This window comes from Pyxidicoccus sp. MSG2 (assembly GCF_026626705.1).
Classification (GTDB): domain Bacteria; phylum Myxococcota; class Myxococcia; order Myxococcales; family Myxococcaceae; genus Myxococcus.
In genome coordinates this window covers 160,097-186,723 of record NZ_JAPNKC010000001.1, presented here as the reverse complement: position 1 = coordinate 186,723, position 26,627 = coordinate 160,097, and the positions used below count along the sequence as shown (strand labels likewise).

The 26,627-nt window shown below is 69.7% G+C and carries 23 protein-coding genes; 12 read left to right on the top strand and 11 right to left on the bottom strand.

The genetic code is table 11. From position 1 onward, the window contains the following. Position 1: 1 nt before the first annotated feature. From rpsD to rplQ, 3 genes are all read left to right on the top strand, one after another. On the top strand, positions 2–628 hold the full coding sequence (gene rpsD / locus OV427_RS00720) for a 30S ribosomal protein S4 (RefSeq protein ID WP_163989288.1): 627 nt from the start codon (positions 2–4) through the stop codon (positions 626–628). A gap of 159 nt (positions 629–787) precedes the next feature. Beyond that, entirely contained in the window at positions 788–1,810 is a 1,023-nt protein-coding gene (locus tag OV427_RS00715) for a DNA-directed RNA polymerase subunit alpha (protein WP_163989286.1), read from the top strand. Positions 1,811–1,995: 185 nt separating this feature from the next. Further along, positions 1,996–2,418 carry a 50S ribosomal protein L17 gene (rplQ, locus tag OV427_RS00710; protein ID WP_267854195.1) on the top strand — a complete coding sequence of 141 codons (423 nt, stop codon included), beginning with the start codon at positions 1,996–1,998 and terminating at the stop codon, positions 2,416–2,418. Positions 2,419–2,507: 89 nt separating this feature from the next. Here rplQ and OV427_RS00705 read toward each other — a convergent pair whose 3' ends face one another. The 3 genes from OV427_RS00705 to OV427_RS00695 form a co-directional block, all read right to left on the bottom strand. Continuing rightward, on the bottom strand, positions 2,508–3,065 hold the full coding sequence (locus OV427_RS00705) for a hypothetical protein (RefSeq protein WP_267854194.1): 558 nt from the start codon (positions 3,063–3,065) through the stop codon (positions 2,508–2,510). Positions 3,066–3,197: 132 nt separating this feature from the next. Next, complete coding sequence (locus tag OV427_RS00700) at positions 3,198–4,580, bottom strand: tetratricopeptide repeat protein (protein WP_267854193.1); 1,383 nt, start codon at positions 4,578–4,580, stop codon at positions 3,198–3,200. Between the two features lie 12 nt (positions 4,581–4,592). Then, complete coding sequence (locus OV427_RS00695) at positions 4,593–5,387, bottom strand: lysophospholipid acyltransferase family protein (protein WP_267854192.1); 795 nt, start codon at positions 5,385–5,387, stop codon at positions 4,593–4,595. A 235-nt stretch (positions 5,388–5,622) separates the two neighbouring features. Between OV427_RS00695 and OV427_RS00690 the strand changes: the two genes are divergently transcribed. The 3 genes from OV427_RS00690 to OV427_RS00680 all read left to right on the top strand — a co-directional run bounded on the left by OV427_RS00690 (position 5,623) and on the right by OV427_RS00680 (position 9,176). Beyond that, on the top strand, positions 5,623–6,237 hold the full coding sequence (locus tag OV427_RS00690; protein ID WP_267854191.1) for a deoxynucleoside kinase: 615 nt from the start codon (positions 5,623–5,625) through the stop codon (positions 6,235–6,237). Further along, positions 6,237–7,409, top strand: coding sequence for a DUF2314 domain-containing protein (locus OV427_RS00685; protein ID WP_420718238.1), 1,173 nt, complete (start codon positions 6,237–6,239; stop codon positions 7,407–7,409). Before OV427_RS00690 ends, OV427_RS00685 begins: the two co-directional genes overlap by 1 nt. Positions 7,410–7,472: 63 nt before the next feature. Continuing rightward, positions 7,473–9,176, top strand: a complete 1,704-nt coding sequence (locus tag OV427_RS00680; protein ID WP_267854189.1) for an FHA domain-containing protein — start codon at positions 7,473–7,475, stop codon at positions 9,174–9,176. Positions 9,177–9,215: 39 nt separating this feature from the next. Here OV427_RS00680 and OV427_RS00675 read toward each other — a convergent pair whose 3' ends face one another. Next, the gene (locus OV427_RS00675; RefSeq protein WP_420718342.1) at positions 9,216–10,061 is read right to left on the bottom strand and encodes a DMT family transporter; all 846 of its coding nucleotides are present in this window, start codon (positions 10,059–10,061) and stop codon (positions 9,216–9,218) included. 168 nt (positions 10,062–10,229) lie between these two features. Here OV427_RS00675 and OV427_RS00670 point away from each other — a divergent pair, with 168 nt between their 5' ends. Continuing rightward, positions 10,230–11,141, top strand: a complete 912-nt coding sequence (locus OV427_RS00670) for a pseudouridine-5'-phosphate glycosidase (RefSeq protein ID WP_267854188.1) — start codon at positions 10,230–10,232, stop codon at positions 11,139–11,141. 42 nt (positions 11,142–11,183) lie between these two features. Here the strand turns inward: OV427_RS00670 and OV427_RS00665 are convergent, their stop codons facing one another. Beyond that, entirely contained in the window at positions 11,184–11,669 is a 486-nt protein-coding gene (locus tag OV427_RS00665) for a GAF domain-containing protein (protein WP_267854187.1), read from the bottom strand. A 100-nt stretch (positions 11,670–11,769) separates the two neighbouring features. Here OV427_RS00665 and OV427_RS00660 point away from each other — a divergent pair, with 100 nt between their 5' ends. Then, positions 11,770–12,507 (top strand): SIR2 family NAD-dependent protein deacylase, encoded by a 738-nt coding sequence (locus OV427_RS00660; RefSeq protein ID WP_267854186.1) that lies wholly within the window; start codon positions 11,770–11,772, stop codon positions 12,505–12,507. A gap of 83 nt (positions 12,508–12,590) precedes the next feature. Here the strand turns inward: OV427_RS00660 and OV427_RS00655 are convergent, their stop codons facing one another. Together OV427_RS00655 and OV427_RS00650 are read right to left on the bottom strand one after the other, a co-directional pair. After that, positions 12,591–14,003 carry a hypothetical protein gene (locus tag OV427_RS00655; protein ID WP_267854185.1) on the bottom strand — a complete coding sequence of 471 codons (1,413 nt, stop codon included), beginning with the start codon at positions 14,001–14,003 and terminating at the stop codon, positions 12,591–12,593. A 223-nt stretch (positions 14,004–14,226) separates the two neighbouring features. Further along, positions 14,227–15,930 (bottom strand): serine/threonine-protein kinase, encoded by a 1,704-nt coding sequence (locus OV427_RS00650; RefSeq protein ID WP_267854184.1) that lies wholly within the window; start codon positions 15,928–15,930, stop codon positions 14,227–14,229. A 123-nt stretch (positions 15,931–16,053) separates the two neighbouring features. Here OV427_RS00650 and OV427_RS00645 point away from each other — a divergent pair, with 123 nt between their 5' ends. Next, entirely contained in the window at positions 16,054–18,021 is a 1,968-nt protein-coding gene (locus OV427_RS00645; RefSeq protein ID WP_267854183.1) for an ABC-F family ATP-binding cassette domain-containing protein, read from the top strand. 6 nt (positions 18,022–18,027) lie between these two features. Here the strand turns inward: OV427_RS00645 and gspC are convergent, their stop codons facing one another. The 3 genes from gspC to OV427_RS00630 all read right to left on the bottom strand — a co-directional run bounded on the left by gspC (position 18,028) and on the right by OV427_RS00630 (position 20,343). Further along, a complete protein-coding gene (gene gspC / locus OV427_RS00640) occupies positions 18,028–18,921 on the bottom strand; it encodes a type II secretion system protein GspC (protein WP_267854182.1) in 894 nt (297 codons plus the stop codon). Positions 18,922–18,948: 27 nt separating this feature from the next. Continuing rightward, positions 18,949–19,521: a hypothetical protein gene (locus OV427_RS00635; protein ID WP_267854181.1), complete on the bottom strand. Its 573-nt coding sequence runs from the start codon at positions 19,519–19,521 to the stop codon at positions 18,949–18,951. A 153-nt stretch (positions 19,522–19,674) separates the two neighbouring features. After that, the gene (locus OV427_RS00630) at positions 19,675–20,343 is read right to left on the bottom strand and encodes a zf-TFIIB domain-containing protein (protein WP_267854180.1); all 669 of its coding nucleotides are present in this window, start codon (positions 20,341–20,343) and stop codon (positions 19,675–19,677) included. 96 nt (positions 20,344–20,439) lie between these two features. Between OV427_RS00630 and OV427_RS00625 the strand changes: the two genes are divergently transcribed. Beyond that, positions 20,440–21,372 carry a hypothetical protein gene (locus OV427_RS00625; RefSeq protein WP_267854179.1) on the top strand — a complete coding sequence of 311 codons (933 nt, stop codon included), beginning with the start codon at positions 20,440–20,442 and terminating at the stop codon, positions 21,370–21,372. 12 nt (positions 21,373–21,384) lie between these two features. On the opposite strand, the gene OV427_RS00620 is transcribed toward OV427_RS00625, so the two are convergent. After that, complete coding sequence (locus tag OV427_RS00620) at positions 21,385–23,625, bottom strand: ATP-binding protein (protein WP_267854178.1); 2,241 nt, start codon at positions 23,623–23,625, stop codon at positions 21,385–21,387. 107 nt (positions 23,626–23,732) lie between these two features. Between OV427_RS00620 and OV427_RS00615 the strand changes: the two genes are divergently transcribed. Continuing rightward, entirely contained in the window at positions 23,733–26,138 is a 2,406-nt protein-coding gene (locus tag OV427_RS00615) for a transglycosylase SLT domain-containing protein (protein ID WP_267854177.1), read from the top strand. Positions 26,139–26,381: 243 nt separating this feature from the next. Beyond that, positions 26,382–26,585, top strand: coding sequence for a cold-shock protein (locus tag OV427_RS00610; RefSeq protein WP_163989240.1), 204 nt, complete (start codon positions 26,382–26,384; stop codon positions 26,583–26,585). Positions 26,586–26,627: the final 42 nt, after the last annotated feature.

The window sequence follows — 26,627 nt, the reverse complement described above, 5'->3', positions numbered from 1 at the left end:
AATGGCTCGTTACACCGCCAGCGCCTGCCGCATCTGCCGGCGCGAAAACCTCAAGATGTACCTCAAGGGCGACCGTTGCTACACGGACAAGTGCGCCATCGAGCGCCGCCCCTATCCCCCCGGCCAGCACGGCCAGGGCCGCGTGAAGTTCTCTGGCTACGGCGTGCAGCTGCGCGAGAAGCAGAAGGTCAAGCGCATGTACGGCCTGCTGGAGAACCAGTTCCGCGGCTACTACCACCGCGCGTCCGCCGCCAAGGGCAAGACGGGTGAGAATCTCCTGCAGCAGCTGGAGCTCCGCCTGGACAACGTGGTGTTCCGCATGGGCTTCGCGGACACCCGCGCCGAGGCCCGCCAGCTGGTGCGCCACGGCCACTTCCAGGTGAATGGCCGCAAGGTCAACATCCCCTCCTTCTCGGTCAAGCCGGGCAGCGCGGTGGAGGTGGTGGAGAAGAGCCGCAAGGTGCTCCGCATCTCCGAGGCGCTGGAGACGGTGGACCGCCGTGGCGTTCCGCAGTGGATCTCCCTGGACAAGAAGGCGTTCAAGGGCACCGTGTCGACCGCGCCGAACCGCGAGGACCTGACCATGCCCATCCAGGAGCAGCTGATCGTCGAGCTCTACTCGAAGTAAGCCGCTGCTGGACGTTGCAGTCTGGGCGCCCTGGCCGATACATGAGGCCGGGGCGTCGTGCTTTATCGCAGGTGCTTCAACGCAGTCCCCGCGTGCCCATCCTCCCGCCAGCCCGGTGGGTAAGTCGGTGGTGGCGCACGACATGAGAGGCCGTACACCATGGCAGATACGTTCGTTGCGAAGAACTGGCGTGACCTCATCAAGCCGCGCCGCATGGAGGTGGACCAGGACAGCCTGACGCCCACCTACGGGAAGTTCGTCGCGGAGCCGCTGGAGCGCGGCTTCGGCACGACGCTGGGCAACTCGCTGCGGCGGGTGCTCCTGTCGTCCCTGCAGGGCGCGGCCATCACCTCGGTGAAGATCGAGGGCGTGGACCACGAGTTCACCACCATCCCCGAGGTGGCCGAGGACGTCACGGACGTCGTGCTGAACCTGAAGGAAGTCCTCCTTCGGATGCACACGAACGAGACGAAGACGCTGCGCATCGAGGCGGAGGGTCCCAAGGAGGTCAAGGCCGGTGACATCATCACCGACCCGGACACGGAGATCCTCAACCCGGGCCACCACATCTGCACCATCTCCGAGGGTGGCAAGCTGCGCATGGAGCTGTCGTGCCGCCGCGGCCGTGGCTACACGCCGGCCAACGTCAACAAGGTGGCGGGGGCGCCCATCGGCACCATCCCCATCGACTCGCTCTTCTCGCCCATCCGCAAGGTGAACTACCAGGTCACCAACGCGCGCGTCGGTCAGGTCACCGACTTCGACAAGCTGTCGCTCGAGGTGTGGACCGACGGCTCCGTGTCCCCCCAGGACGCGGTGGCGTACGCGGCGAAGATCATGAAGGAGCAGCTCACCGTCTTCGTGAACTTCGACGAGACGGAGGAGCCCGTCATCGCCGAGGCGCCGAAGGAAGAGGCCAAGCTCAACGAGAACCTCTTCCGCTCGGTGGACGAGCTGGAGCTGTCGGTTCGCTCGGCCAACTGCCTGCAGCAGGCGAACATCAAGACCATTGGCGACCTGGTGCAGCGCACCGAGGCCGAGATGCTCAAGACGAAGAACTTCGGCCGCAAGTCCTTGAAGGAGATCAAGGAGATCCTCGCGGAGATGGGTCTGTCGCTGGGCATGAAGCTGGAGAACTGGCCGCCGAAGCAGGCGCCGGCGCCCGCGCAGCCGAAGGCGTAGTGTCTTCTCGCAGCACCTCCTCGCGCGCCGCCGGGCACGGCAGTCAGCGGCGCGGGGGGAGGGGAGCCGGGACTTTTTGTTCCGGCTCCGAACCGCAGTGGCGGGCCCCGTGCCGGGTCCGCCCTTCCCACCCGGTACCTGATACGGCCGGAGTGGTTGGGCCCTGAAGGGCCTGGAGCACGACGATGCGTCACAAGGTCGGACAAAGGAAGCTGCACCGCACCACGAGCCACCGGCTCGCGATGCTCAACAACATGGTCACCTCGCTCCTCGAGCACCAGGCGATCCGCACCACGGTCCCCAAGGCGAAGGAAGCCCGGAAGATCGCGGAGCGCATCATCACCCTGGGCAAGAAGGGTGGCCTGTCCAACGTGCGTCTCGCGGCCCGTACGGTGAAGGACCGCGACGTGCTGCAGAAGGTCTTCAGCGAGTACAAGGACCGGTACGCCAGCCGTCCCGGTGGCTACACCCGCCTCATCCGGCTCGGCTTCCGCCGCGGTGACGCCGCGGAGATGGCCCTGCTGGAGCTGGTGGACCGGCCCGCGACGCAGGCCGCTCCCGTCGACACCGAGGGTGGCGAGGCCGCCGAGGGTTCCAAGGCCGAGTAGTCGCTGACGCTTCCCGCGCCCTTCCGTGAGGAGGGGCCGGGGGCAACACGAGGGCGCTCTTCCCACCCGGGAAGGGCGCCCTTCGTGTTTCAGGGTTTCGGCGCGGTGAGGCGCTCCCACTCCCTGGTGAGGTCCTCCGTCAGGTCGGCGCTGTCGTCGCGGCTGCGCATCTGCAGCGTCTGGAAGCGCAGGTCCGCGGGCGCGGAGCCGGTGCTGCCCATCAACTGCTTGGGCGTAATCGTCAGGAACTCACCCGGCGCCACGGACGGCACCGCCGCCTGATACTGGTTGTTCACGGTGACGACGATGTCCTTCCAGGACTTCTTGCTCTCGTTCCAGATGGTGATGGAGGGCCGGTCCAGCTTGTCGCTGAGCACCAGGCGCGCGTCCATGTCACCCGCCTGCACGGAGTTGCCGGGACAGGCGATGGCGAAGCTGGCCACCGACATCACCAGCCAGCCGACGATGATGGAGGCCTTGTACTTGAAGAAGCGGTCCTGCTGACGGAAGTCGGCCAGCATCTCCTTGAGGATGGAGAGGCCGTTGAGGAGGTGGTTGGACGCCTCGCCCGCGAGGCGCTTGCCCAAGGGGCCTTCCACCTTCTCCTTCTGCAGCGGCGCCGCGCGCTGGGCCGTCATGACCCGCATGCCCGGGTTCGTTGGCGTGCGCGGCTGCGTGCCGGGACTTGACGTCGTCCGCGGTGGCTGCGTGCCAGGGGATGAAGGCTTGCGAACGTCGCTCATCGGACACCGAGTGTAGAGGGCCGGGCCCGCTGGTGGCTACTGCGCCTTGAGCTGTTGAAGCGCCCTGGAGGCCACGGCGTTCTCCGGCTGCGCCTCCAGCACCTTGCTCAGCCAGCGCTCGGCCTCTCCGGCCGCCGTCTTCCGCGCCTCCGGCCGCGAGGCCTTCAGCGCCTGATCGGTGAAGAGCAGCCCCAGCCGCAGGCTGAACTCCATGTTCTCCGGGTCTTTTTCGACCACGCGCCGCAGCTCCCGCTCGGCGGAGGCGAAGTCCCCTTCGAGCTGGTACACGAGCGCCAGCTTGCCTCGTGGTGGCACTGCGTCCGGCTGGAGTGACACGGCCACGGTGAAGGCGTCACGCGCGGCGTTCAAGTCACGCCGCTCGAGGTGCAGGTCGCCCAGCTGGAACCAGGCCTCGTCCAGCAGCGGGTGCAGCGCCACGGCCTTCTCGAAGGCCTCCCGTGCCGCGTCCGGGCGCTGGCGGGCCAGGTAGAGCTCGCCCAGGTAGAGCTGGTTCTTCCCGTCGCGGGGCGCGCGTTCAATCGCCTGCTTGAACTCGTCCACCGCGCGCCCGGCGTCGTCCAGGCGCTGGTAGGCCAGGCCCAGCAGCGCGTGCACCACCGCCAGGTCCGGGTAGTCCTGCAGAATCTCCTCGAAGGCGAGGATGGAGTGCTGGGGCGCGTCCAGATCCCTCAGGTAGCGCAGGCCCTCCTCCAGCTTCGGCTCGGCCGCCTTGGGGAAGCCGCTGAAGGGGTCGGCGATCTGCTCCATCAACGCCCGCGCCGTCGTGACTTCGGCGGGCGTGGGCCGCCCGCGCACCACGGCGCCCAGGGCCACCACGGCGCCGCTGGCGTCACCGGTGCGGTGCAGCGCCTTGGCCAGGGGCAGGCGCCACCCGGCACGCTCCGGTGCCAGCGTGGTGGCCCGGCGCAGGGGCTCCACCGCGGCGGCGTACTGCTCGGACTCCAGCCGCGCGAGACCGAGGCGGTAGTGGTACTCGGCGGTGTCCGGGGACAGGGCGATGGCGCGCTCGAAGGCGGCCACCGCTGGCGCCCCCGCGTCCCGGGCCCGCGAGAAGAGGGCGAGGCCCAGCATGTACTGGTCCACCGCGCTCTCGCTGGCGGCGATGCGCCCCTGGAGCTCGGTTATCCACGCGTCCGTGTGGCCCGCCTTCACCTGGGCCTCCGTGAGGGTGCGCGCCACGTCCAGGTCGTTCGGCGCCTGGAGGTGCAGCTCCCGCAGCAGCCCGAGCGCCTTCTCCGGCTGGTTCTCCTCCAGGTACGCACGGGCTCTCGCCCGTGAGTCCAAGGGACGGCCGCCAGAGGTGGAGGCCGCGGTGTGCGTGCAGCCGGTGGCCAGGCCCAGGCCGAGCACGGCGACGCGGAGCCAGGGACGCGACAGGAACGGACGGGTCGTCTTCACGGTGGGGACGTCTCAGGTCGAGGAGGTGGCGCGCGGGCGCGCGGTGCTGACGCCCTCGACGCCCGCGGCGGCGACGGCGTCATCCACGTCACCGCCCAGTCCGCCGAGAGACAGGCTGTCGGCGATGATGACCTCGCGCACGGCGCGGGCAAGCCCCTCGCGGTCATCCTCCGCGAAGCCGGTGGTGTCGATGGGCTTGCCAATCTTCACGCGGACCGGCCCGGGGGTGATGTTCCAGGTGGACTTGGGCATCAGCTTCCCGGAGCCCTCGATGGTGACGGGGCAGATGGGGACGCGGGACTTCAGGGCCAGCGCGAAGGGGCCCTTCTTGAAGGGGAGGATGCGGTTGTCCGGCGAGCGGGTGCCCTCCGGGTAGAGGAAGATGCTCACCCCGCCGCGAATCTTCGCCGCGGCCGAGTCCAGCGAGGCGATGGCCTTGGCCCGGTTGGAGCGGTTCACGAAGACGTGGCCGGCGAGCGCCAGGTACCAGCCGATGAACGGCACCCACTTGAGCTGGCTCTTGGCCACGTAGCGGAAGGGCACCGGCACGGCCATGAAGTGCGCGGGGATGTCGATGGTGGACTGATGATTCGCCACGTAGATGGTGGGGCGCTTCGGGTCCACGTTCTCCTGGCCGAGCACCTCCAGCTTGGCGCCGCCCGCCCACAGCAGCACCGGCGACCAGAGCTCGCGAGCGACCCAGACCGAGTTGGCGGGATTCAACGTCAACACCATGGCCAGGATGGCCAGGGTAAAGCAGACCGCCGACCACACCACGGCAACGAAAATGCAGAAGAGCTTGCGCATCCCTCAGCCCCCCTCCGCGGGGCCGATGCGGCGGGTCGGCGGGTCGCCGGGGCCGCGGACACGCTCCACCCATGCCTCTTGCCCGGCGACCGGGCGGCCGAGCCCACCCTGGAGGGTGGCGGCACCGGTGACGCGGTGGGCTGGAGGCTGGCGGAGCATGCACTTCTTCTACCACGTCCTACCTACACGTTGTTTCTGGTGCGCGCCGCTCGCCGGGGTTACAAGCAAGGGTGGCGTGGCCAGGAAAAAGTTCATCGCCATCGCGGGCAACATCGGGGCCGGGAAGACGGAGCTCACGTCATTCCTCTGTCGGAAGTACGGCCTCACTCCGTCCTTCGAGCCCAACGACCAGAACCCGTATCTGGCCGACTTCTACAAGGACATGAAGACGTGGGCGTTCCGCTCGCAGCTCTTCTTCCTCACGCACAAGTTCCGCCTGCACCGGGAGCTCGAGCGCACGCCCGGCACCGTGCTCCAGGACCGGACCCTCTACGAGGACGCGGAGATATTCGCCAAGAATCTCCACCGCCAGCGGCTCATCGACAAGCGTGACTGGAAGACGTACTGCGAGCTTTACGAGACGATTTCCGAGTCCCTGAGGCCCCCGGACCTCATGATCTACCTGCGCTGCCCCGTGCAGACGCTGCGCGAGCGCATCCGCCTGCGCGGGCGCACCATGGAGAAGGACATCCCCACCCGCTACCTGCAGCGCCTCAATGCCCTGTACGAGGAGTGGTTCGAGAACTACCGGCTGTCGCCCGTGCTCGTGCTGGCCACGGACAAGCTCGACTACCTGACCAACCTGGTGGACCGCGTGGACCTCTTCCGACAGATAGAGAAGCACCTGTGATGGAGGTCTACCTCCTCGCCATCGAGCAGGATGGGCCGGCGCCGCTTGACGCGCTGCGTGCGTCGTTCGCGACGGACGACGTGGAGTTCACCCCGGACGAGGATGGCGAGGGCTTCACGCTGAAGGCGGACAGCTCGGAGGTGAAGGTCCGGCTGACGGTGGGGGCGGAGCACCTGCCGCGCTTCAACAAGAGCGTCTTCAGCGGCAGCCCGGAGGCCTTCGAGCGGCTGGGGCGCTCCAAGGCCTTCTACCGGCTGTCGGTGGAGCCGGGCGGGCCGCAGCCCACGCTGCCCGTCTTCGAGGCGCTGTGGGCCGTGCGCACGCTGCTGGAGCACGTGCAGGGCGTGCTGGTGGACGTCACCGCCTTCAAGCTCCACGAGCCCGACGACGTGGTGGAAATCACCGAGCTGGACTTCGACATCCGGGACCACGTGCACCTGCACGCCGTGGAGGCCACCGAGGGCGACACGCCCTTGTGGGTCCACTCGCACGGCATGGAGAAGTTCGGCGCCCGGGATTTGGAGATCTTCCACCTCGCGGAGGGCGACCTGCTGGCGGCGGAGAGCTTCCTCCACGAGCTGTGCACGGACCTGGCCTTCGGGCAGGGGCCGGCGCTGCGCTCGCAGGTGGGCACCAGCGAGGGGCAGACCTTCATGCTCGTGCCCTCGGAGGAGGCGCGCACCAACCTGCTGGGCGTGCCGCTGGACACGTTCGAGGGCCACGAGGGGCTGTTCCTCTCCGTGGTGTCGCCCCTGGGCCGGCACAACACGTCGCAGTTGCTGGCGCCGTACCGCGAGCGCTTCGAGAAGGAGCCCGACGAGCAGACGCAGGCCATGCGCCGCGAGGCCCAGGCGCTGCTGCCCTCGTTCCTGGCGCGCTTCCAGCGCAAGGGGCTGATGGAGCCGCTCACCTTCCTGGTGCGCGCGCCCTTCGACACCCACCCGGATGGTGGCACCGTGGTGGAGAACCTCTGGCTGGAGGTCATGGCCCGGGACGAGGGGAGCGTGGTGGGGAAGCTGATTGATGGCGCGGTGCACACCACGGAGTGGCGCAAGGGCGCCCACGTGGAGGTGGATGAGACCCAGGTGAACGCGCTGGCCATCACCCGCGAGGGGCGGACGCTGGACGAGCGGGAGATTCGCGCCCTCCTGAACGCCGAGCGGCCCATGTAGTCCGTGCGGCGGGGCACAGGGAGCGCTTGCCCGGCTCCGGCGGAACGCTACGCTCCGCGCCCCATGCCCGCATTACTGCTGCTCACCGGTCCATCCGCGGGGCGCCGCTACGAGGTGCTCACGGAAGCGACGATCGGCCGCAGCCCGTCGTGTGAAATCCCCCTGGAGGACGACCAGGTCTCGCGCAAGCACGCGCTGCTCACCCTCCATGAGGGGCAGGTGCGCATCCGCGACTTGCGCTCGCGCAACGGGACGCTGGTCAACGGAGAGCGCCTCTCCGGCGAGGTGGCGCTGCAGCCGGGGGACCGCGTCCGCGTGGGGACGACGACGGCCCTCTTCGAGCCTCCGGCGGTGACGCTCGTGGAGGGCGGGCCCGCGCCGCACGGGCACGTGCCCATCGAGGAGGTGCTGCCGCACGTGGGCACGGCGGCGGCGATGTACTCGGCGGGGACGGCGCTGCTCGGTGCCACCAGCGAGGCCATGGTGCTGCGGCGGCTGGCGGACGAGGCGGCGCACGCGCTCAACGCGGACCGGGCGGCGGCGCTGCTGGGCAGCAGCGGGGGGCTGCTCACCGCCTCGGTGGTGGGCGCGGAGGCCCTGACGGTGCCGCGCGCCATGGCCCAGGCGGCCCTGGAGCGCAAGGAGTTGAGCCAGTCGGACGACGTGATGTGCGCGCCGCTGGTGGCCTCGGGCGGCATGCCCTTCGGCGTGTTGTACGTGACTCGGGCCGAGCCCGCCTTCACCGAGGGCGAGGGGCAGTTGCTCGCCGCGCTGGGGCGGCTGGGCGGTGAGGCGTACACGGCCGTGCGCTCGCGAGTGGAGGCGGAGGCTCCCGCCCTGGCGCTGGCGGGCTCCTCGCGGCCGCTGCGCGCCCTGCTGGACGCGGGCAAGCGCGCGGCGGCGAGTGCCGCGCCCGTGGTGATTCATGGTGAGCCGGGGACGGGGAAGACGCTGCTGGCGCGCATGGTCCACTCGCGCTCCCCGCGGGCGCTGGGGCCGCTGGTGATGGTGGACTGCCGTCAGCCCCAGCCGGCGGTGGACGAGGCGCTCTTCGGCCGTGCCAACGCTCCGGGGCAGCCGCCGGTGACGTCCGCGCTGCTGCGCGCGGATGGGGGCTCGCTGCTCCTGCAGCACGTGGAGGCGCTGCCGCGTCCGTCGGCGGAGCGGCTGGCGCGGCTGCTGGCCCGCCGGTCCGCTCCGGCCCGGCAGGGCGGCGAGGAACCGGTGGACGTGCGGGTGCTGGCCACCGCGCTCGAGCCGCTGCCGCTGTTGGCCACACGGGGCGAGGTGGAGGCGTCGCTCGCGCGGGGGTTGCTCGGGTTCGAGCTGGAGGTGCCTCCGCTGCGCGAGCGCAGGGCGGATGTGCTCGTGCTGCTGGAGGGGTTCACCACGCGCGCGGCACGGCGCTCGCGCAAGGAGCCTCCCACCCTGGGGCCCGAGGCGCGGCGGCTGCTGGTGGACTATGCGTGGCCGCAGAACGTGCGTGAGCTGGAACTGGTGGGCGAGCGGCTGGGCCTGCTCTACGCCGGAAGCCGCGTGGGCGCGCTCCACCTGCCACCGGAAATCCAGGAGGGTGGTGCCTCCACCGGGCCCCAGACGTTGCAGGAGCGCGTGGCCCGCCTGGAGCGCGACGCCATCGCCGAGGCCCTGCGAGAAGCGAGCGGGAAGAAGGTCCGCGCCGCGGCGCTGCTCGGCATCAGCCGGCCCACGCTGGACAAGAAGATTGAAGAGTACGGCCTCTCCGTCGAGCGGGGCCGGCGCGGGTGAGGCTCGGACCGGGGCGCCGGTCCGCACGGGCGTGGGGGGCTACGACTTCCTCCGGCTGAGCAACACGCCCGCGAGGATGAGGCCCGCTCCGAAGACCTGGAGGAGGGTGGGGCGCTCGCCCCGCACGGCCCAGGCGGTGAGGGCGGCCACCACGGGGATGCCCGTGTTGTAGAGCGCCGCGCGGCTGCTGCCCACGCGCTGCACGGTGCGGCCCCAGATGAAGTACGAGAGCACCAGTGGCACCAGCGCCGAGTACACCACGCCGGCCCATGCATTGAAGCCGACGCCCGCGGTGTCCAGCACCATCACCGCCGGCACGCCGGCGAGCACCACGCCGGGCGCACCGGTCAGCATGGTGATGGCGGTGATGCGCAGCGCGGACACCTCCGTGCCCACCGAGCGGATGCCCACCGTGTATACCGCCCAGCACAGGCAGCCCGCGAGGATGAGCCCATCCCCCAACCACGTCGCTCCGCCGAGGGCCGGGCCGCGCGCGCTCACCACCAGCAGCATGCCCGCCACCGCGAGTGACAGGCCCGTCACCAGCGGCCGGGTGAGCCGCTCCACCCCCAGCATCGTCCCGAGCGCGGCCACCAGCACCGGCGTCACCGCCGTGAGCATCCCGCTGTTCGCCGCAGTGGTGTGCGCCAGCCCGACGATGAAGCAGACCTGGTACACCGTGTTGCCCACCAGCCCGAGCGCGGTGAGCTTGAGGAACGTCTTCCGGGGCAGCGGCTTCCAGCCCTCCACCGCCAGCAGCAGCGCGCCCATGGCCAGCGCGGCGATGGTGAAGCGCAGCGACATGAAGGCCAGCGCCGGAATCGTGGCCAGCGCCTCCTTCACCACCGTGTAGTTGGTGCCCCAGACGATGACCACGCCGATGATGGCCAGGTCGTTCGCGGAGAAGGTACGTGCGGGAGCGGGAGTCGCGGTGGCGGCGGCGGAGGTGGACACGGCGGCCGAGGGAATAGGGCGAGCCGCTCTCGCGCGCAAGCCGACGTTTCCCCACGGCACCGCTTGTCCGCACGCCCGCCGGGGGATAAACGCGCGCCCATGGACCTACGCTTTTCGGACGAGGTGCGGCGCGCTCGCGACGCCGGCCAACCCCTGGTGGCACTGGAGACGAGCGTCGTGGCCCAGGGGCTGCCGTACCCGGACAACCTGGCCGCCGCTCGCGCCTGTGAGGAGGCCGTCCGCCGCGCCGGCGCCATCCCCGCCGCCATCGCCGTGGTGGACGGAGAGGTGTGCATCGGCCTGGAGGAGACGGCCATGCGCCGGCTCGCCGAGGGCAAGGAGCGTCTGCTCAAGCTGGGCTCTCGCGACCTGGCCATCGCCGTGGCCACGCGCGCCTCCGGTGGCACCACCGTCAGCGCCACCTGCGAGCTCGCCGCCGCCGCCGGCATCCACGTCTTCGCCACTGGAGGCATCGGCGGGGTGCACCGCGGCGCCACCGAGCACTGGGACATCTCCCAGGACATCGCCGCGCTGGCCCGCTTCCCCGTCGCCGTGGTGTGCGCGGGCGCCAAGTCCGTGCTGGACCTGCCCAAGACGATGGAGCTGCTGGAGACCGCCGGTGTGCCCGTCATCGGCGTGGGCACCGACGAGCTGCCGTCCTTCTACAGCCGTGGCTCCGGCCTGAAGCTGGAGCACCGCGTGGACGACGTGGACACGGCCGCGCGCATCGCCCGCGCCCGCTTCGAGACGCTGGGGCAGGGCGGTGTGCTCTACACCGTGCCCCCGCCCGAGGAGACCTCGCTGCCCCGCAACGAGGTGGAGCTGCACATCGCCTCCACTCTCGCGGACGCGGACCGGCAGGGCGTGCGCGGCAAGGCCGTGACGCCGTTCCTCCTGTCGGAGATGGCGAAGCGCACCGGCGGCAAGACGCTCAAGGCCAACCTGGCGCTGCTCATCAACAACGCCCGCTTCGCAGGCCAGCTCGCCGTGGCCTACGCCCGCAAGGGCTGAGCGGGACGCGAGGGCGGCACGCTCCGCCCTCGTGTCACCGTGTTACTTCTGGAACCAGCGCATCAGGTCTTCCAGCTCGCGGCGGTCCACGTCGTCGAACGTGCCCTTGTGCTCGGAGTCGATGTCGAGCACGGCGATGAGCTCGCGATTCCTGCCGAACACCGGGACGACGATTTCCGACGCCGAGCGCCCGTCGCAGGTGATGTGGCCGGGGAAGGCATGCACGTCGGCCACCACCAGCGACTCTGCCTTCGCCGCGGACGTGCCGCAGACGCCCTTTCCGAACTGGATTTCCAGGCACCCGAGCGTGCCCTGGTAGGGCCCCACGCGCAGCAGCCTGCCCGGCGTCACCACCCGGTAGAAGCCCGTCCACAGGTGCCCGAAGGCGTGGTGCAGCAGGCAGCTCATGGACGCCATGCCCGTGATGTCGTCGTCAATGCCCTCGAGCACCGCGAGGACGTGTTGCTTCAGTTCCGCGTAGGCCTCCGCCTTGGGCACGCCGCGCAGATCCAGGGTGACTTCCGCCATGATGGGGACCTCGGAAGGGGAACGTCACCGGAGCGTCAGGCCCCGGCGAAGTCGTCGTCCCTCAATACCCTGAATCATTTCCCTCCGCACGAGAGGCGTCATGGAACAGCTCATCCTGGATTCGAAGACCTGGCTGCTCGTCCTCACCGGAGCGGGCGTCTCCGCCGAGAGCGGAGTCCCGACCTTCCGTGGAATGGACGGACTCTGGGAGAACCATCCCATCGAAGACGTGGCCTCGCCCCGGGGCTTCGTGAAGGACCCGACGCTGGTGTGGCGCTTCTACTCGCAGCGCCGGGCGGGCGCCGCCACCGTGCACCCCAACCCCGGCCATGACGCGCTGGTGGCCTGGGAGCGCCACCTGGGCGACCGCTTCCTCCTGGCCACGCAGAACGTGGACGGGCTGCACCGCCGGGCGGGCAGCAACCGCGTGGTGGAGATGCACGGCAACCTCTTCAAGACGCGATGCAGCATGTGCAAGCGCGCGCCGTTCGACGACACCACCGTGTACCCGGTGGGCAAGGTGCCCACGTGCGACGCGTGCGGCGGCAGGCTGCGTCCGCACATCGTCTGGTTCGGCGAGTACCTGGACCCGGCGGACATGCAGCGCATCGAGGACTTCTCGCTGCGCGGCTCCACGTCGGGCGGGCGGTTCGTCTTCCTCGCGGCGGGCACGTCCGGCCTCGTCTACCCGGCGGCCGGCATCGTGGACCACGTGGCCGAGGCCGGCGGGGAGACGTGGCTCGTCAACCTGGACCCGGCGCAGAACACCAGCCGCTTCGACAACATCGTCACCGGCAAGAGCGGCGAGGTGCTCCCGAAGCTGGCGAAGCTGGTGTGAGCGCGGGCCCGTCCGGCTTCGGGCTCACCGCGCCGACACATGGCGAGGTGCGCCCGAAGCAGGCGACGCGGGTGTGGGCGGGGCTACTGCGCCTCGCCCAGCAGGAAGCTGAAGTCGGCGGACGCGCCCCCGTCCGCCGTCGTCGCGCTCTTGTGACAGCCGATGCAGCTCGAGTTCGGCTGGATGAAGGTCTCCATCGTCACGTTGGCCAGCGGCGTCGGCGTGCCCTGCGGCGCGCCGCCCGTGGCCCACTGGGTGCTGATGAGCTGGTAGTTCGCCCAGACGGAGCCCTTGAGCAGGCCGCGGTAGTACGCGTTGAGTCCGGGAGAGGTTCCCTCCGCCTGGATGGGCGTGGTGCGCACCACCTGCACGGGCGCGTTGAGCGGACCGCCGTCCGGCGCCAGTTCCGTGTACGGCTTCTTCGCCGTCTGCGTGTTGTCCTGGCAGTTGTTGCAGTGCGGGTTGAAGAAGGAGGACGTGGTGTTGTCCACCTGCTCGAAGGTGGACCAGAACCACGAGGTCTGCGTGCTCGTCTTGTGGATGATGTGCAGGCCGACGAGGCCCACCGTGACGGGATTCTTGCCGGGGCTCGGGTCTCCGGCCTCGTCGTTGAAGACCCACGCCTGGCGCATGTAGAAGCGCTTGCCGGCGATCTCCTGCGCGCTCAGCACCTTCCACGACGCCTTGATTTCCATCGCGCCCACGGGGCCGCAGGGCCCACCGTCACACGGGCCGGGGTTCTGGTCCGGGCCGGTGGGGAAGTTCACCGTCACGTCGTCCTGCCCGGCCGCGTTCCAGAGGTTGTTGGCGATGAGGTAGTTGTACTCATCCAGGTTGAGGCGCTTCTCGTAGCGGACGAAGCGGCCGTTCTGGTCCGTGAGCGGGCCACCGACGGCCTGGCCGATGCCGCTGAACCGCTCCGCGAGGAGCTCCGAGGCCTTGGAGTCGGCCACCAGCACCTTGTCCACGTGGCCAGCGGCCACCTGGAGTCGCTCGGCGGGCGTCGCGCGCCGGAGCCGCAGCAACTGCTTCTCGACGGCGGCCGGCGTGTTGAACGTGCACCACTTGCCAGGTGCTCCCGCGTCCGGCGCCACGAAGATGTCCGTGTCCTGGGGGTACGTCTCCCAGACCACCGGCCCCTGGCCGCCGAGGATGCTGCTCTGCGTGTTGGGCAGACAGGTCTTCGTGTCCGCCGGCCAGTTCATCGCGACGAAGGTGTTCCACGAGTAGACGTCCACGTCACTCTGGCTCTCACCGAACCGCGGGCACGCGTCCACGGGCGGGCTGGAGAGCGCGGAGGTGATGGACGTGGCGCACGTGGAGCCCGGGCACGTCGGGTCCGGGTTGCAGGCCTTGGGGAGGCCCTGCGAGCCCGTCTGGGTCTCCCCGGTGGGCTTCGGCCCGGTGGACGAGGCGGTGGTACAGGCGAGGATGGCGGCGCTGGCCAGCGCACCGGCCAGCAGCAGGCGGCGCACTCGTGGCGAAAGGACGTTCATCGGGGTGACCTCGGAGGAAGGGGTGTGGCCCAGGGCGACAGCCCGGACTCCGAGTGCAAGGGCCGGACCTGACAGGTCGCCCGGGTGGACCGCGAGCCGTCTGGCGCGTGCGGGTGCGCACGACCCCGAGGGTCCGCCTGGGCTCGCGTCACCATGGGACGCGGCTGCGTCAGGACGTGACGCGGCGGCCGTGCCCGCGTCGGTCCTCCTGCGATGCGTCGCGCTACTCGAAGACGGAGATGTCCTGCCCGCCGCCCTGCTTCGCGGGCTTCGCCGGACGCGACGGGGTGGCGGTGCGCACCGGCTCCAGCGTCACGTCGACGGACTGGCTGTCCCCGGCGATGCGGCTGAAGTTGAGCGTCCGCTCCACGTCCTTGTGGCCGTCGAGCCGGAAGCGGAGCGCGTACACCTTGTCGCGGGGCAGCTCGAGCTTGATGGGCGTGGTGCCCAGCATCTCCTCGCCCTCGTAGATGGTCGCACCGGACGGCGTCGAGTTGAGCGTCACGATGATGTTCTTCGACGCCGTGGCTGCCGTGCCCGTGTTACCGGCCGCCACCGGGCCAGGCTTCGTGGCCGGTGCATCGATGGGTGCCACTGGCGTCTGCGGTGTGCCACCGCCAGAGGTTCCGAGCACCACCGCCGCACCGATGCCGAGCAGCACCAGCGGGACCGCCACCAGCGCCACCTTCTTGCCGGTGGACATACCCTCGGGCGCGGGAGGCGGGGGCGGAGGAGCCGGCGCGGCGCGAGGCGCGGGCGCGGCCGGGCGCGCGCGGCTCGGGGACGAGCCACTGCCCGGAGCGGCCGCCTGGCTGCGCGCGACGACGACGTTCGACGGCGTGGAGCCCCGGCCCGCCGCGGGAGCTGCACGAGCGGCGCGCACACCGCTGCCACTTCCACTGCCCGGACGGCCCCCCGCGCGGCTCGCGGAGGCCCGGCTTCCACTGCCGCGCTCGTGGGCGCCCGAGCTGACGCCGCCGCTGGGCATCGCCTCCAGCTCCTCGGGTGACAGGTCCGCGATGGAGTCCTGCATCGCGTCGATGAACTCCTGCGCGTTCTGGTAGCGGTCTTCCTTCTCGGGCGAGAGCGCCTTCTTGAAGAACGCATCCAGCGCGGCCGGCACCGGCGCGCCCTGGCGCTTGCTGTTCACGGCGGGCACCGGCTGCGTGAGTGACGCGGTGAGCGCCTTGCGCACGGTGTTGGCACCGTACGGCGAGCTGCCCGTGAGGCAGAAGTAGAGCACGCCCGCCATGGAGTACAGGTCCGAGCGCTGGTCCACGGCCTCGCCACCGGCCTGTTCGGGCGGCATGTACTGCGGCGTGCCCAGCACCTGCCCGGTGGAGGTGAGCTGCTCCTCCTCCTCGGCCTCCATCGCCTTCACCAGGCCGAAGTCCAGCACCTTGACGAAGTCCTTGCCGCTGAGCTGCTGCACCATGATGTTGTGCGGCTTGAGGTCGCGGTGCACGCAGCCCTCGGCGTGCGCGTGCGCCAGGCCCTGGCACGCCTGCTCGATGAGGCTCACCGCGCGGCGCAGGGACATGGGGCCCTCGCGCTTCACCATCTCCTTGAGGCTCTCGCCCTGCAGGAGCTCCATCACGAAGTAGCAGGTGCCGTCCGGCGCGCGGCCGAAGTCGAAGATGGTGATGACGTTCGGGTGGCGCAGCCGGCTGGCGATTTCGGCCTCGCGACGGAAGCGCTCGAAGAACTGGGGCGCGGCGGCCAGCGACGGGTTCAGCGTCTTCACCGCCACCGGGCGCTGCACGGAGGTCTGCGTGGCGCGGAACACCATGCCCATGCCGCCCTGGCCCAGGACGCTCTCGATCTTGTAGCGGCCGTCGAGCACCTGGCCGAGGAGCTGGAGACTCTGGCCGGAGCAGAGGTGGTCGACGCCGTCGGTGCTTCCGCAGTGGGGGCAGGGGGCAGCCATGTGGGGCGGGAGTATAGGCAGGCCCTGGCCGGCTGCGAAAAGGGGCTGGAAGGCCCCGGGGCGGCCGAGCAGGCATATCTGACGTTCCCGAGGGGCCCGAGGGCTGTTACATCCCCGCCCGCCATGAGCCTCGTCATCGCCCAGGACCTCTGTCTCTCCTATGGAAAGAAGGTCCTCTTCGACAACGACAACTTCACTCTCGGACCCAGGGACCGTGTAGGTCTCGTCGGCGCCAATGGGACGGGCAAGAGCTCGTTGATGAAGATACTGGCCGGGGTGAACCAGCCCGACTCCGGCACGGTGCAGTACGCCCGGAAGGCCCGCGCGGGGTACCTGCCCCAGGAAATCGCCGGCCTGCCCGAGGGCACGGTGGTGGAAGCCGTCATGAGCACGGTGCCCGGCCGCGACACCATGGAGGCCCGGCTCCGGGAGACCGAGGCCGCGCTCGCCGAGGCCACCGACGAGGACGACCAGCTGGAGCTGTCCCAGTCCCTGTCCGACCTGCACGCCGAGCTGGACGACTTCGAGAACCGCTACGGCAAGCACCACGCCGAGCGAATCCTCAAGGGCCTGGGCTTCCGGGACGCGGACCTGCTCAAGCCCACCTCCGCGCTTTCCGGCGGCTGGCGCATGCGCGCGGCGCTGGCGGGGCTGCTCCTCCAGGACCCGGACCTGCTCCTGCTCGACGAGCCCACCAACCACCTGGACGTGCCCACCCTCACGTGGTTCGACGACTTCCTGCGCCGCTCCAACAAGGCGCTGGTCCTCATCTCGCACGACAAGGACTTCCTCAACCGGCAGATCAACCGGGTGGTGTCGCTGGAGCTGGAGGGCGTGCGCGAGTACGCCGGCAACTACGACGACTACAAGCGGCTGCGCGCGGAGGAGAAGGAGTTGCTCAGGGCCCGGGCCGAGAAGGTGGAGGCCCGTCGCGCGGAGCTGCAGGGCTTCATCGACCGGTTCGGCGCCAAGGCCACCAAGGCGCGGCAGGCGCAGAGCCGCGCGAAGATGCTGGAGAAGATGGAGAAGGTGCAGGTCCTCGAGGAGCGGACCACGATGCGCTTCCGCTTCCCGGAGGTGGAGCGGAGCGGCCGCGACGTGGTGACGCTGGAGGACATCACCAAGAAGTACGGCGCGCAGACCGTGTACAACGGCCTGTCCGCGCGCCTGGAGCGCGGGCAGCGCATCGCCGTGGTGGGCGCCAACGGCGCGGGCAAGACGACGCTGCTGCGGATGGTGGCGGGCGAGCTGGCTCCGGACACGGGAAAGGTGACGCTGGGGCACAACGTGGTGGTGGGCTATTACGCGCAGCACCACGCGGACAAGCTGGACCGGCAGAACACCATCATCGAAGAGGTGCGGCCGCTCGCGGCGGACAAGCCGGAGAGCTACGTGCGCGGCGTGCTGGGCGCGTTCCTCTTCAGTGGCGACGACGTGGACAAGCCCATCGGCGTGCTCAGCGGCGGCGAGCGAGCGCGCGTGGCGCTGGCCAAGCTGCTGCTGGTGCCCTCCAACTTCCTGCTGATGGACGAGCCCACCAACCACCTGGACCTGGACTCGTCCGAGATGTTGATCGAGGCGCTGAAGAGCTACACGGGCACGCTGCTCTTCGTCAGCCACAACCGCAGCTTCATCAACAACCTGTGCACGCACGTGTGGGAGGTCGCTGACGGGAAGCTGACGCCGCACCCGGGCAATCTGGACGACTACCTGTACCACCAGGAGCAGTCCCGTCAGGCCCAGGAGGCCGCGGCCGCCGCGGCGGCGGGCCGGGACAGCAAGGCGTCCACGGGCCCGGTGACGGAGAAGGACCGCAAGCGCATGGAGGCCGAGGCGCGCCAGCGCCGCAGCGTGGTGGAGGGCCCCATCAAGAAGGAGATTGCGAAGCTGGAGGAGCGCATCGCCGCGCTGGAGTCCGAGCAGAAGGAGCGCGAGGCGCAGCTCGCGGACCCCGCCCTCTACAACGACTTCGCGCGCGCCAAGCCGCTGATGGACACGCATCGCGCCGGCAAGGAGGAGCTGGAGAGCCTCTATGCCCGGTGGGAAGCGGCGCAGGAGAAGCTGGCGCAGGCGGCCGCGTCGCTCGGGTGAGTTGCGTCAGCGCACGTCGTAGACCTTGCGGACCGGGCCGCCGCCCCGGTCGATGTCCAGCTCGATGTGCCGCGCCTCGCGCAGCTTCGTGAAGGCCTCCAGTACGCGCTCGGGTGAGTCGAGCGTCAGGCCGTTGATGCGCTTGAGCACGTCACCATTCTGGAGGCCAATCTTCGAGTAGAGCGAGTTCGGCCGGATGGCCGCGAGCTTGAAGCCCACGGACTGGCCGTTCTCGAAGGCGGGCAGGGCGCGGGCCTGCGTGGACAGTTGGTCCAGTCGCGAGAGCGCGTTCTGGAGCTCCTCGCTGGGAATCTCGTAGGAGTGCTCGCCGACGGCGCGGATGCCGCTCTCGGGGCCGGGGTTCGCGGTGGCTGTGGTGCGGGTCAGGGCGGGGGCGGCAGTCGTGGGCGAGGCTTCTCCGTCGATGAACTCCTCGCGGTTGTTGGCGGCGATGATGATTCGCTCGCGCTCGATGGAGAGGATTCTCGCGCCCATCAGGTCATCGCCGACCATGAGGCTCCTGGCGCGCTGGGTCTCCAGGTCCTGGATGGAGGCGAGCGACCACTGCGTGTCACTCGCCACCAGCGTGCCCAGGAGCTTCACGCGCAGCGCACTCCTGACGGGGCCCGTGGCGACCTCGTCGCCTCTGGGCGCGACCACGGGGGGCTCGTCCTTGCCGAAGCTCAACCCGATGAGCTTCGCGAGGCGCGGGCCATCCACTGGGATGCGTGCCTCTTCCGAGGCCGTGGCTGCTGGTGCGTGCGAGGGTGGGGTGCTGGAGACGGGTGGCGCGAGCGCGAGCTCCACGAAGAGATTGGCCATGCGTGCCGCCAGCAGCGCGACGCACAGGATGAAGGCCCCGTTCACCAGCCAGAAATACCTGCGGAAGATGAGTGACATTGTCGTTCCCCCTCTGCGCGCGGTGCTTCAGCGCACGTCGTACGTCTTCCGCACGGGGACTCCGCCGCGCTCCAGGTCCAACTCGATGTGCCGGGCGTCGCGGATGCTTCCAAAAGCAGTCATCGCGGTTTCGGGAGTCGTGAGCGACTGCCCGTTGATCTGCTTGAGCACGTCACCGTTCTGGAGCCCGAGCTTCGCGTACAGCGAGTGCGGACGGATGGCGAACATCTTGAATCCCTGTGCCTTTCCGTCCTTGAACGCGGGCACCACGCGCGCCTGCGTGGACAGCTCGTCCAGTCGCATGAGCGCATTCTGGAGATCCGCGGAGGCAATCTCGTAGGCGTGCTCTCCGACGGTGCGGATGTCTCCCCATGACGTAGAGGTGTCGACTGCCACGGGGGGCCGGGCGGGAGCCTGCTGTGCCTGCGCGGGGAGGGTGATGCGCTCCCGCTCGATGACGATGGCGGGGGCGTTGGGCTCGGGGGCGAGTGCGGGAATGTGCCGGTTGAGCAGATGCATCGTGCCCGCCACCCCTGGAACGGCGATGAGGATGAAGGCGCCGCCCAACAGCCAGAAGTGCTTGCGGATGAAGCGTTCCATCGTCGTGGCTCCTCTCGGTTCAGAGACACGACGGACATGAGCAAGCACGATGCCACCATCGCACCCAGAGGAGCGACGTCGTCAGCGGGAGCAGACAACACGACCCGCTGTCACGGAGTCCGCGCGAGCGGATGACAGGTTGTCACGCGTGCTTCAACGTCCGAACACGCGCGAGAACAACCACGTCAAGGCGGAGCCGGTGGCATCCTCGCGTATGCCGGCTTTGTACCCGGGGGTCTGTGGCACGGAGGACGCCTCGCTGGGTGTGGCCTTCGCCAGCTCCTCGGAGAAGGGCACGGAGCCGTCGGGCGCGCAGCTTCCGCAGTAGAGCCGCTCCTCCCACACGAAGCCGTACTTCGGCTTGAGCCCGCGCTTGCACTCGGTACACGCCTGCACCACGCCGAGCCGCACCTTGGGACGCACGTCGAGCGGCTCGTTGCGATACGTCTCGGCGGCCCGCTGGAGCTGCTGAAGCTCACCCGGGTCCAGCGCCACGCCGGCACAGTCGGAGCACACCTCGACAGCAACGCCCAACGCTTCCACCACCGGCAGCGGAGCGTGGCCGCAGCTCGGACACGTGGGGGCCTGCGCGCCGCAGTCGGGACAGCTCGGCACGTACTGGAGCTTCGCCTTGCAGCCCTTGCAGATGCCGGGGTGGCCCTTCGCGCGCCGCACCAGCGCGTCCGAGACGGAGCCTCCCATCACCTTGGAGAGCGCCTCGCCTTCGAACCAGACGGCCCCGCAGTCGCCGCACTCCTCGCGAGGCAGGCCGCCGAGAAAGGTGGACCGCATGGTCGTCTGGCAGAAGGGGCAGGCGCTCATGGCGCGAGCCTACAGGACCCGCATCCACCTCCAATACCGCCTCGTAGCAGCCATGTGAGGACCTGGATGTCCCAGGTCCGCGGAAGCGAGGCACACATGGAAGCGAATCAGCAGAAGAAGGAGCTCCAGGTCTCGGTGAAGGAGATGGAGCTGGCAGGGGCACCCGGAAAGGCGATGTGGGTACGCTGGGACAGCGACGGAGCGGGCGACGGGCTCTCCGCCTACGACGTCAACCTGCTCCTCGAGAATGGCCGGGTACTGCAACTGGCGCAGGGCCTGCCGGCGGGCGTGCACGAGTGGATGTCCGCGGCGGCGGCTTCGGGGAAGGCGCGCGTCCAGGTCGTGGGCGTGCAGGCGGACAACAGCGGGGTGGCGCAGGGGCTCGGCCCGTGGATGGAGCTGCCGGATGGAGACGAGTCCACGGCGTCGCGGCACCTGTCCCAGGCGCAGGTCGTCTGGCCAGCCGGCGCGCCGAGCGTCAGCTCCGTCAACCCCAGCACGCTCTCCGCGGGGACGACGGTCGTCACCATCTACGGGATGAACCTGCCGCTGTCCTTCGGCTACACCCTCACGAACCAGTACGGACAGCCGCTGCTGGGCACGGGGACGGGCTTCCCCTCGGGCAGCTCCACCTCCGTGAGTCTGCCGCTCTACGTCGCATCCAACGTGCCGCCGGGGCAATACCTGCTGCGGGTCTCCAGCCAGGCCGGGAGCACCTCGGTGCCCGTCTACATCGCGACGGCCCTCAGGGCGCCCAGCATCAGCTACCTGGACCCGAGCCTCATCTACCCGGACAACAGCGGGCCGACGCGGCAGCTCATCGTCGGCGGAGACAACCTGCCCACGAGCGTCTCGGGCTACTCCGTGTCGTCGCCGCAGATTGGCCTGTCGCTCGCGGTGCCCAATCCCTCCAGCGCCATCCTGGTCCTGTCCAACCTGACCTCGGTGCCGTCGGGGCGGTACACGCTCACGGCCTCCAACGCGGCGGGCTCGGCTTCGCGCTACTTCGACATCATCCGCTTCTTCTGACGAGGCGAGGCACTACCCCGCGCGCCGCCGCCGCTCACGCTTGCGGCCCGGCTCCGGTGGCGGCGGCCTGGGCGTGTCCCGCAGCTCATCCGGGATGGGCAGTGACAGCGACGGACGCGTGGCGGGCACCGGCGTTCCATCCGCGGGCACACCGTCACCGGTCGGCTCCGGGGGCAGGGCAGGGAGGCGAATGACGAACGTGGTGCCCTCGTTCACCTTGCTCTGCACGGAGATGCTCCCTCCGTGGTTCTTCACGATGCGCTGGCAGATGGCCAGACCCAGGCCCGTGCCCTTCTGCTTCGTCGTGAAGAACGGCACGAAGATGTGCTGATGCTGGTCCGACGGAATGCCAGGCCCCGTATCGGACACCAGCACCTCCACGAACTCGCCGCCCGCGTTGCGAATCTCTCCGAAGCGCTCCGGCTTGTCCGTGCGCACCGTGATTCGCCCCTCGCGAGTGCCCAGTGCCTGCACCGCGTTCTGCACCAGGTTGATGAGCACCTGCTTGAGCTGCTCCGCGTCCCCGTCCACCCGGTGCAACTGCAAGTCGAGCTCCACCGCCAGGGAGATGTTCGACGGCACGTCGTTCTGCACGAGCCGCATCGTCCGCGTCACCACCTCGTTCAGGTCCGTGGGCCCGAAGCTCTGCTTCATCGGCCGCGCGTAGTCGAGGAACGCCGTCACCACGCCGTTGAGCCGGTTCACTTCCTCCACGATGACGTCCAGGAACTCGCCGTCCTCGCCTCCCAGCCGCTTCGGGTCCAGGCACTGCGCCGCGCCCTTGATGGCCCCCAGCGGGTTGCGAATCTCGTGCGCCAGGCCGGCCGCCATCTCACCCAGCGCCGCCAGACGGTCTCGCTCTCGAATCTTCTCGTACAGCTTCGAGTTCTCCAGCACCGTCGCCAGCCGCTCGGCCACTTCCAGAATCAGCGCAATCTCGTCGGACGCGTACGCCTCCGGCACCCGCTCGTCCCACAGGTTCAGGAAGCCGATGACGCGGTCATTGCCCATCAGAGGCACGGTGATACCGGCCTTCACCTGCACCAGCGCCGCGCGCGTGTCGTTGAGGCGCTTCAGCTCGTCGCGGTAGCGCTTGCCCTCCACGGCCTGGATCCGCATGGTGGTGACGCGCCGCTCCACATTCTCGCGGAGCACCGCCTTCTGCCCGCTCGCCGCGGCGAACAGCAGGCCGCGCGCCACCGCCGTGTCCAGGAAGGCGACCGGCGGCGGGCCCCGCGAGTCCAGCAGCCGGTACCCGGGCCGGTCCTCCGCCAGCAGGTACACCGACGCGTGCGTCACGCGGCCCGTCTCGTGGAGCGTGTCCAGCACCAGCCGCGCCAGTTCCGAGATTTCAATCACGTTCGTCATCCGCGCCCGCAGCGTGCCCAGCGAGTCGAGCAGCGCGAAGCGCTCGCGGAAGAAGATGCGCACCACCATCTCCTCCACCTTGGCGCGCAGAGGGTCCAACAGGATGAGGACCACGAAGGCCGCCACCACCGTGTTGAAGACGAACAGTCCCGTGTCCTCGTCCACCCACGCCGTCAGCACCGTGAAGACGGCCGCGAGGATGACGGCCAGCACCGTCTGCGACGCAATCTTCCCCAGCAGCTCATGCAAATCCATCAGCCGCAGCCGCAGCAGCGTCTGCGCGAGGAAGAACAGGTAGAGCGTGGAGAAGACCGGCCCCAGTGTCGGGAACGGAATCCCGTAGCGCCCCAGGAAGTCGAGCGCCGAGAAGAGGATGGCCGCCCCCGCGCCGATGGCCAGGTACGCCAGCCGCAGCTGCTCGATGCGCGATTCCGTCGTCCGAACTCGGTGGACCAGCAACGAACCGGAGGTCAGCAGCGCGCCGCCCACCCAGATGCCGATGGCCACCCGGGCCCACTCCTTGTCGGCGAGGGGGGTGACGGCCACGGCGAGTCCCAGGAAGGCGGACAGCACGGCGAGCCGCCGACCGACCTGGTGTGTTCCCTTGCTGACGCCCAGGAACTCCAGGAAGAAGGCCACCGCGGCGCCCGGCACCAGGGAGGCCACGAGGACGGTGGCGCCCAGGGCGATGCGCGACGCCCAGGGGTAGTCGGCCGAGGGGAAGATGCTGTGAAAGAAGAGGGAGAGGTAGTACCCGGCGACTGTCAGGGCGAAGACGGAATACAGCGTCAGGGCCCGCGGTCGTCCGGGCCGCAACAACATGGACACGCCGAGCGCGAGCCCGATGATGGATGCCAGCAGAGCGCTCTGAGTCCGGATGTCCATGTGCAGGCGGACAGTCTAACCTGTGTCCACGTCCGGAAATTTTCCATGCACTCCCGGTTGTCCTGGGGCGTGCCCGCGCGCATCAACCAGGGTCTTAGCCCCCGCGTATGAAGCCCTATCTCTCCAAAGTCGCCGTCATCGCCTCCGCGCTGCTCATGTCCGCGCAGGCTCCCGCTCCCCAGGTGCCCGAGTCCGAGGCCCCCGGTGCCGAGGCCTCCGAGGCCCCCGCCCAGCGTCCGGACAGTGCTCCCTCGGAGGCCGAGCTTTCTCCGCCGCCGGACTCGGAGAAGGCCCCCGCGCCCCCGGGCTACGTGGAGGTGCTCAACCCGGCCTTCCCCAACGCCGCGCCGCCCGCGCCCGTGGTGCACCGCGGCCGCCGCTACGGCCTGGAAGACTTGTCCCCGTACTTCGCGGACGGGAAGAAGAAGGAGGCCCGCGACGCGTTCGACCGCGGCCAGTACACGCGCGCCCGTGAGCTGCTGAAGGGCGAGGGTGACAGCGCCCCGGTGCGCTACCTGCGCGCCCTGTCCGCCGTGCGCGCCGGAGACGACGAGGCCGCCGCGGCCGAGTTCGCCGCGCTGGCGCCGGACTACCCCGCGCTGAAGGACCGCTGCCTCACCCATGGCGGCGTGGCGCTCGAGGGGCTGCGCCGCTTCGACGAGGCGGCGGCGCTGCTGACGCAGGTGCCCGCCGAGTCGAAGCTCTACGTGGACGCGCGGCTGGCGCTGTCCCGCGTGCTGCGCAAGAAGAAGGACGCCGCGGGTGCCATGGCCGCGCTGGAGCCGCTCACCACGCGCGCCGCGCCCAGCTGGGGGCGCAACGTGGGCGCCGAGGCGCTGATGGCCATCGCCGACATCGCCGCGGAGAAGAAGGACAAGGCCGCCGAGCGCGACGCGCTGTGGCGCCTGTGGGGCGCGTACCCGCTGTCCCCCCTGGCGAAGCAGGCCGAGAAGCGCCTCAAGGGGCAGAAGGCCCCGGTGGACGCGAAGGTGTCGCGGGGCGAGGCGCTGGTGGAACTGCACCGCAACAAGCAGGGTCTGGACGTGCTGGAGCCGCTGCTCGCGCAGCTCCAGCTCCCCGACGCGCTCGCCTGCCGCGCGCACTTCATCTACGGCAAGGGCCAGCGCAAGGAGCGCCAGCACACGCGCGCCATCCAGGTGCTGACGCCGGTGGTGGAGAAGTGCCAGGACAAGGACTTGCTGGCGCGCGCGCTGTACGTGCTCGGCTCGTCGCGCTCGATTGTGGACCAGGCGCGCGGCACGGAGACGTACGAGCGGCTGGCGCGGGACTTCCCGGACCACACCTTCGCGGACGACGGGCTCTTCTACGCGGCGGACCTGTACGTGAAGACGGGCCGTCCCAAGGAGGCCATGGCCCGCCTGGACGAGCTGGCGCGCCTGTACCCCGCGGGGGACTTCCTCGGCGAGGCGCTCTTCAAGGCGTACTGGATTGCGCGCACCAGCGGGGTGGAGGACTCCGGCCTGTCCTTCCTGGACCGCATCGAGGCGCAGTTCGCCCAGGCGGACGAGAGCTACGACGTGGAGCGCGCGCGGTACTGGCGCGCCCGGACGATGCAGGAGAAGGGCAACATCCAGGGCGCGGCGGAGCTCTTCGAGAAGCTCTCCGTGGAGCACCCGGCCACCTACTACGGGCTGATGGCGCGCTCGCAGCTGGCCACGGTGGACCCGGCGCGGCTGGAGAAGGTGTCTCCCGACATCTTCAAGGTGCCCGAGGCCGCGAGCCCCTGGCCGCTGTTCGCCGGCCCCATGGGCGAGGACCCGCACTTCAAGGCGGGCGTGGAGCTGTACCGCCTGGGCTTCGTCGACTCGGTGGCCACCGAGCTGCTTGCCGTCAACCGCGCCAACCAGCCCGCGGAGGCCATCCGCCTGCTGGTGCTGGTGCTGCACGAGGCCGGTGACGAGCGCTCCGCGCACGCGGTGGCGCGGCTGGCGCTGCGCAAGGACCTGAGCGGGCGGATTACGCCGCAGACGCGCGTCGTGTGGGAGGTGGCCTATCCCAACGCTTTCCGTGAGCTCATCGAGAAGCACACCGCCGACGCGGGCGTGGAGCCGGACCTGCTCCAGGCGCTGATGCGCGAGGAGAGCGCGTTGGACCCCAAGGCGCTGTCCTGGGCGGGCGCGCTCGGCCTCACGCAGCTCATGCCGTCCACGGCGAAGAACGTGGCGCGCGAGCTGAAGCTCAAGCGCTTCACCGTGGACAGCCTGCTCCAGCCGGACCTCAACATCCGCCTGGGCGCGCACTACCTCGGCGGGTTGCTGAAGAAGTTCAACGGGCACACGCCGTACGCGGTGGGCAGCTACAACGCCGGCCCGGGCGCGGTGAATCGGTGGCGCTCGGAGAAGCCAGACCTGCCGCTGGACGCGTGGGTGGAGGAGATCCCCATCTCCGAGACGCGCGGCTACATCAAGCGTGTGCTCCGCTCCTTCAACACCTACCAGCTGCTCTACGGCCGGGCCCCCAAGCTGCCCGTCCTCAAGAGCGCCTCGAAGTAGCCTCCCTTCCTGGCACTCCCGGTGCGGGTGGCCATGACGCGTTGCAGGAAGAGGAAAATCGTCCGGAATCAGGCTCCAAAACAGCGTGTTATGTCCGGGTCCTGACAGAAAAGGGCACCTGGGACGGTGTAACCCCCTATGCAACCGCGTAGAAACGTGGCACACGGCGGGGGCCGCACCTGAACCAGGCGTGGCGTCCAGCTCAATTCATGAGGCTGGAAGAGAAAGAAGAAGAGAAGAGTAATGGCGACTGGTACCGTGAAGTGGTTCAACGACGCGAAGGGCTTTGGGTTCATCACGCAGGACGGCGGGGGCGAGGACCTCTTCTGCCACCACACTGCGATCCAGACCCAGGGCTTCCGCTCCCTGCAGGAAGGGCAGAAGGTGGAGTTCGATGTGGCCCGCGGCCCCAAGGGGCTCCAGGCTCAGAACGTTCGCCCGCTCTGATGTCCCGCTGAACGCGCACTGACGCGTTCGGTACAAAGGCTC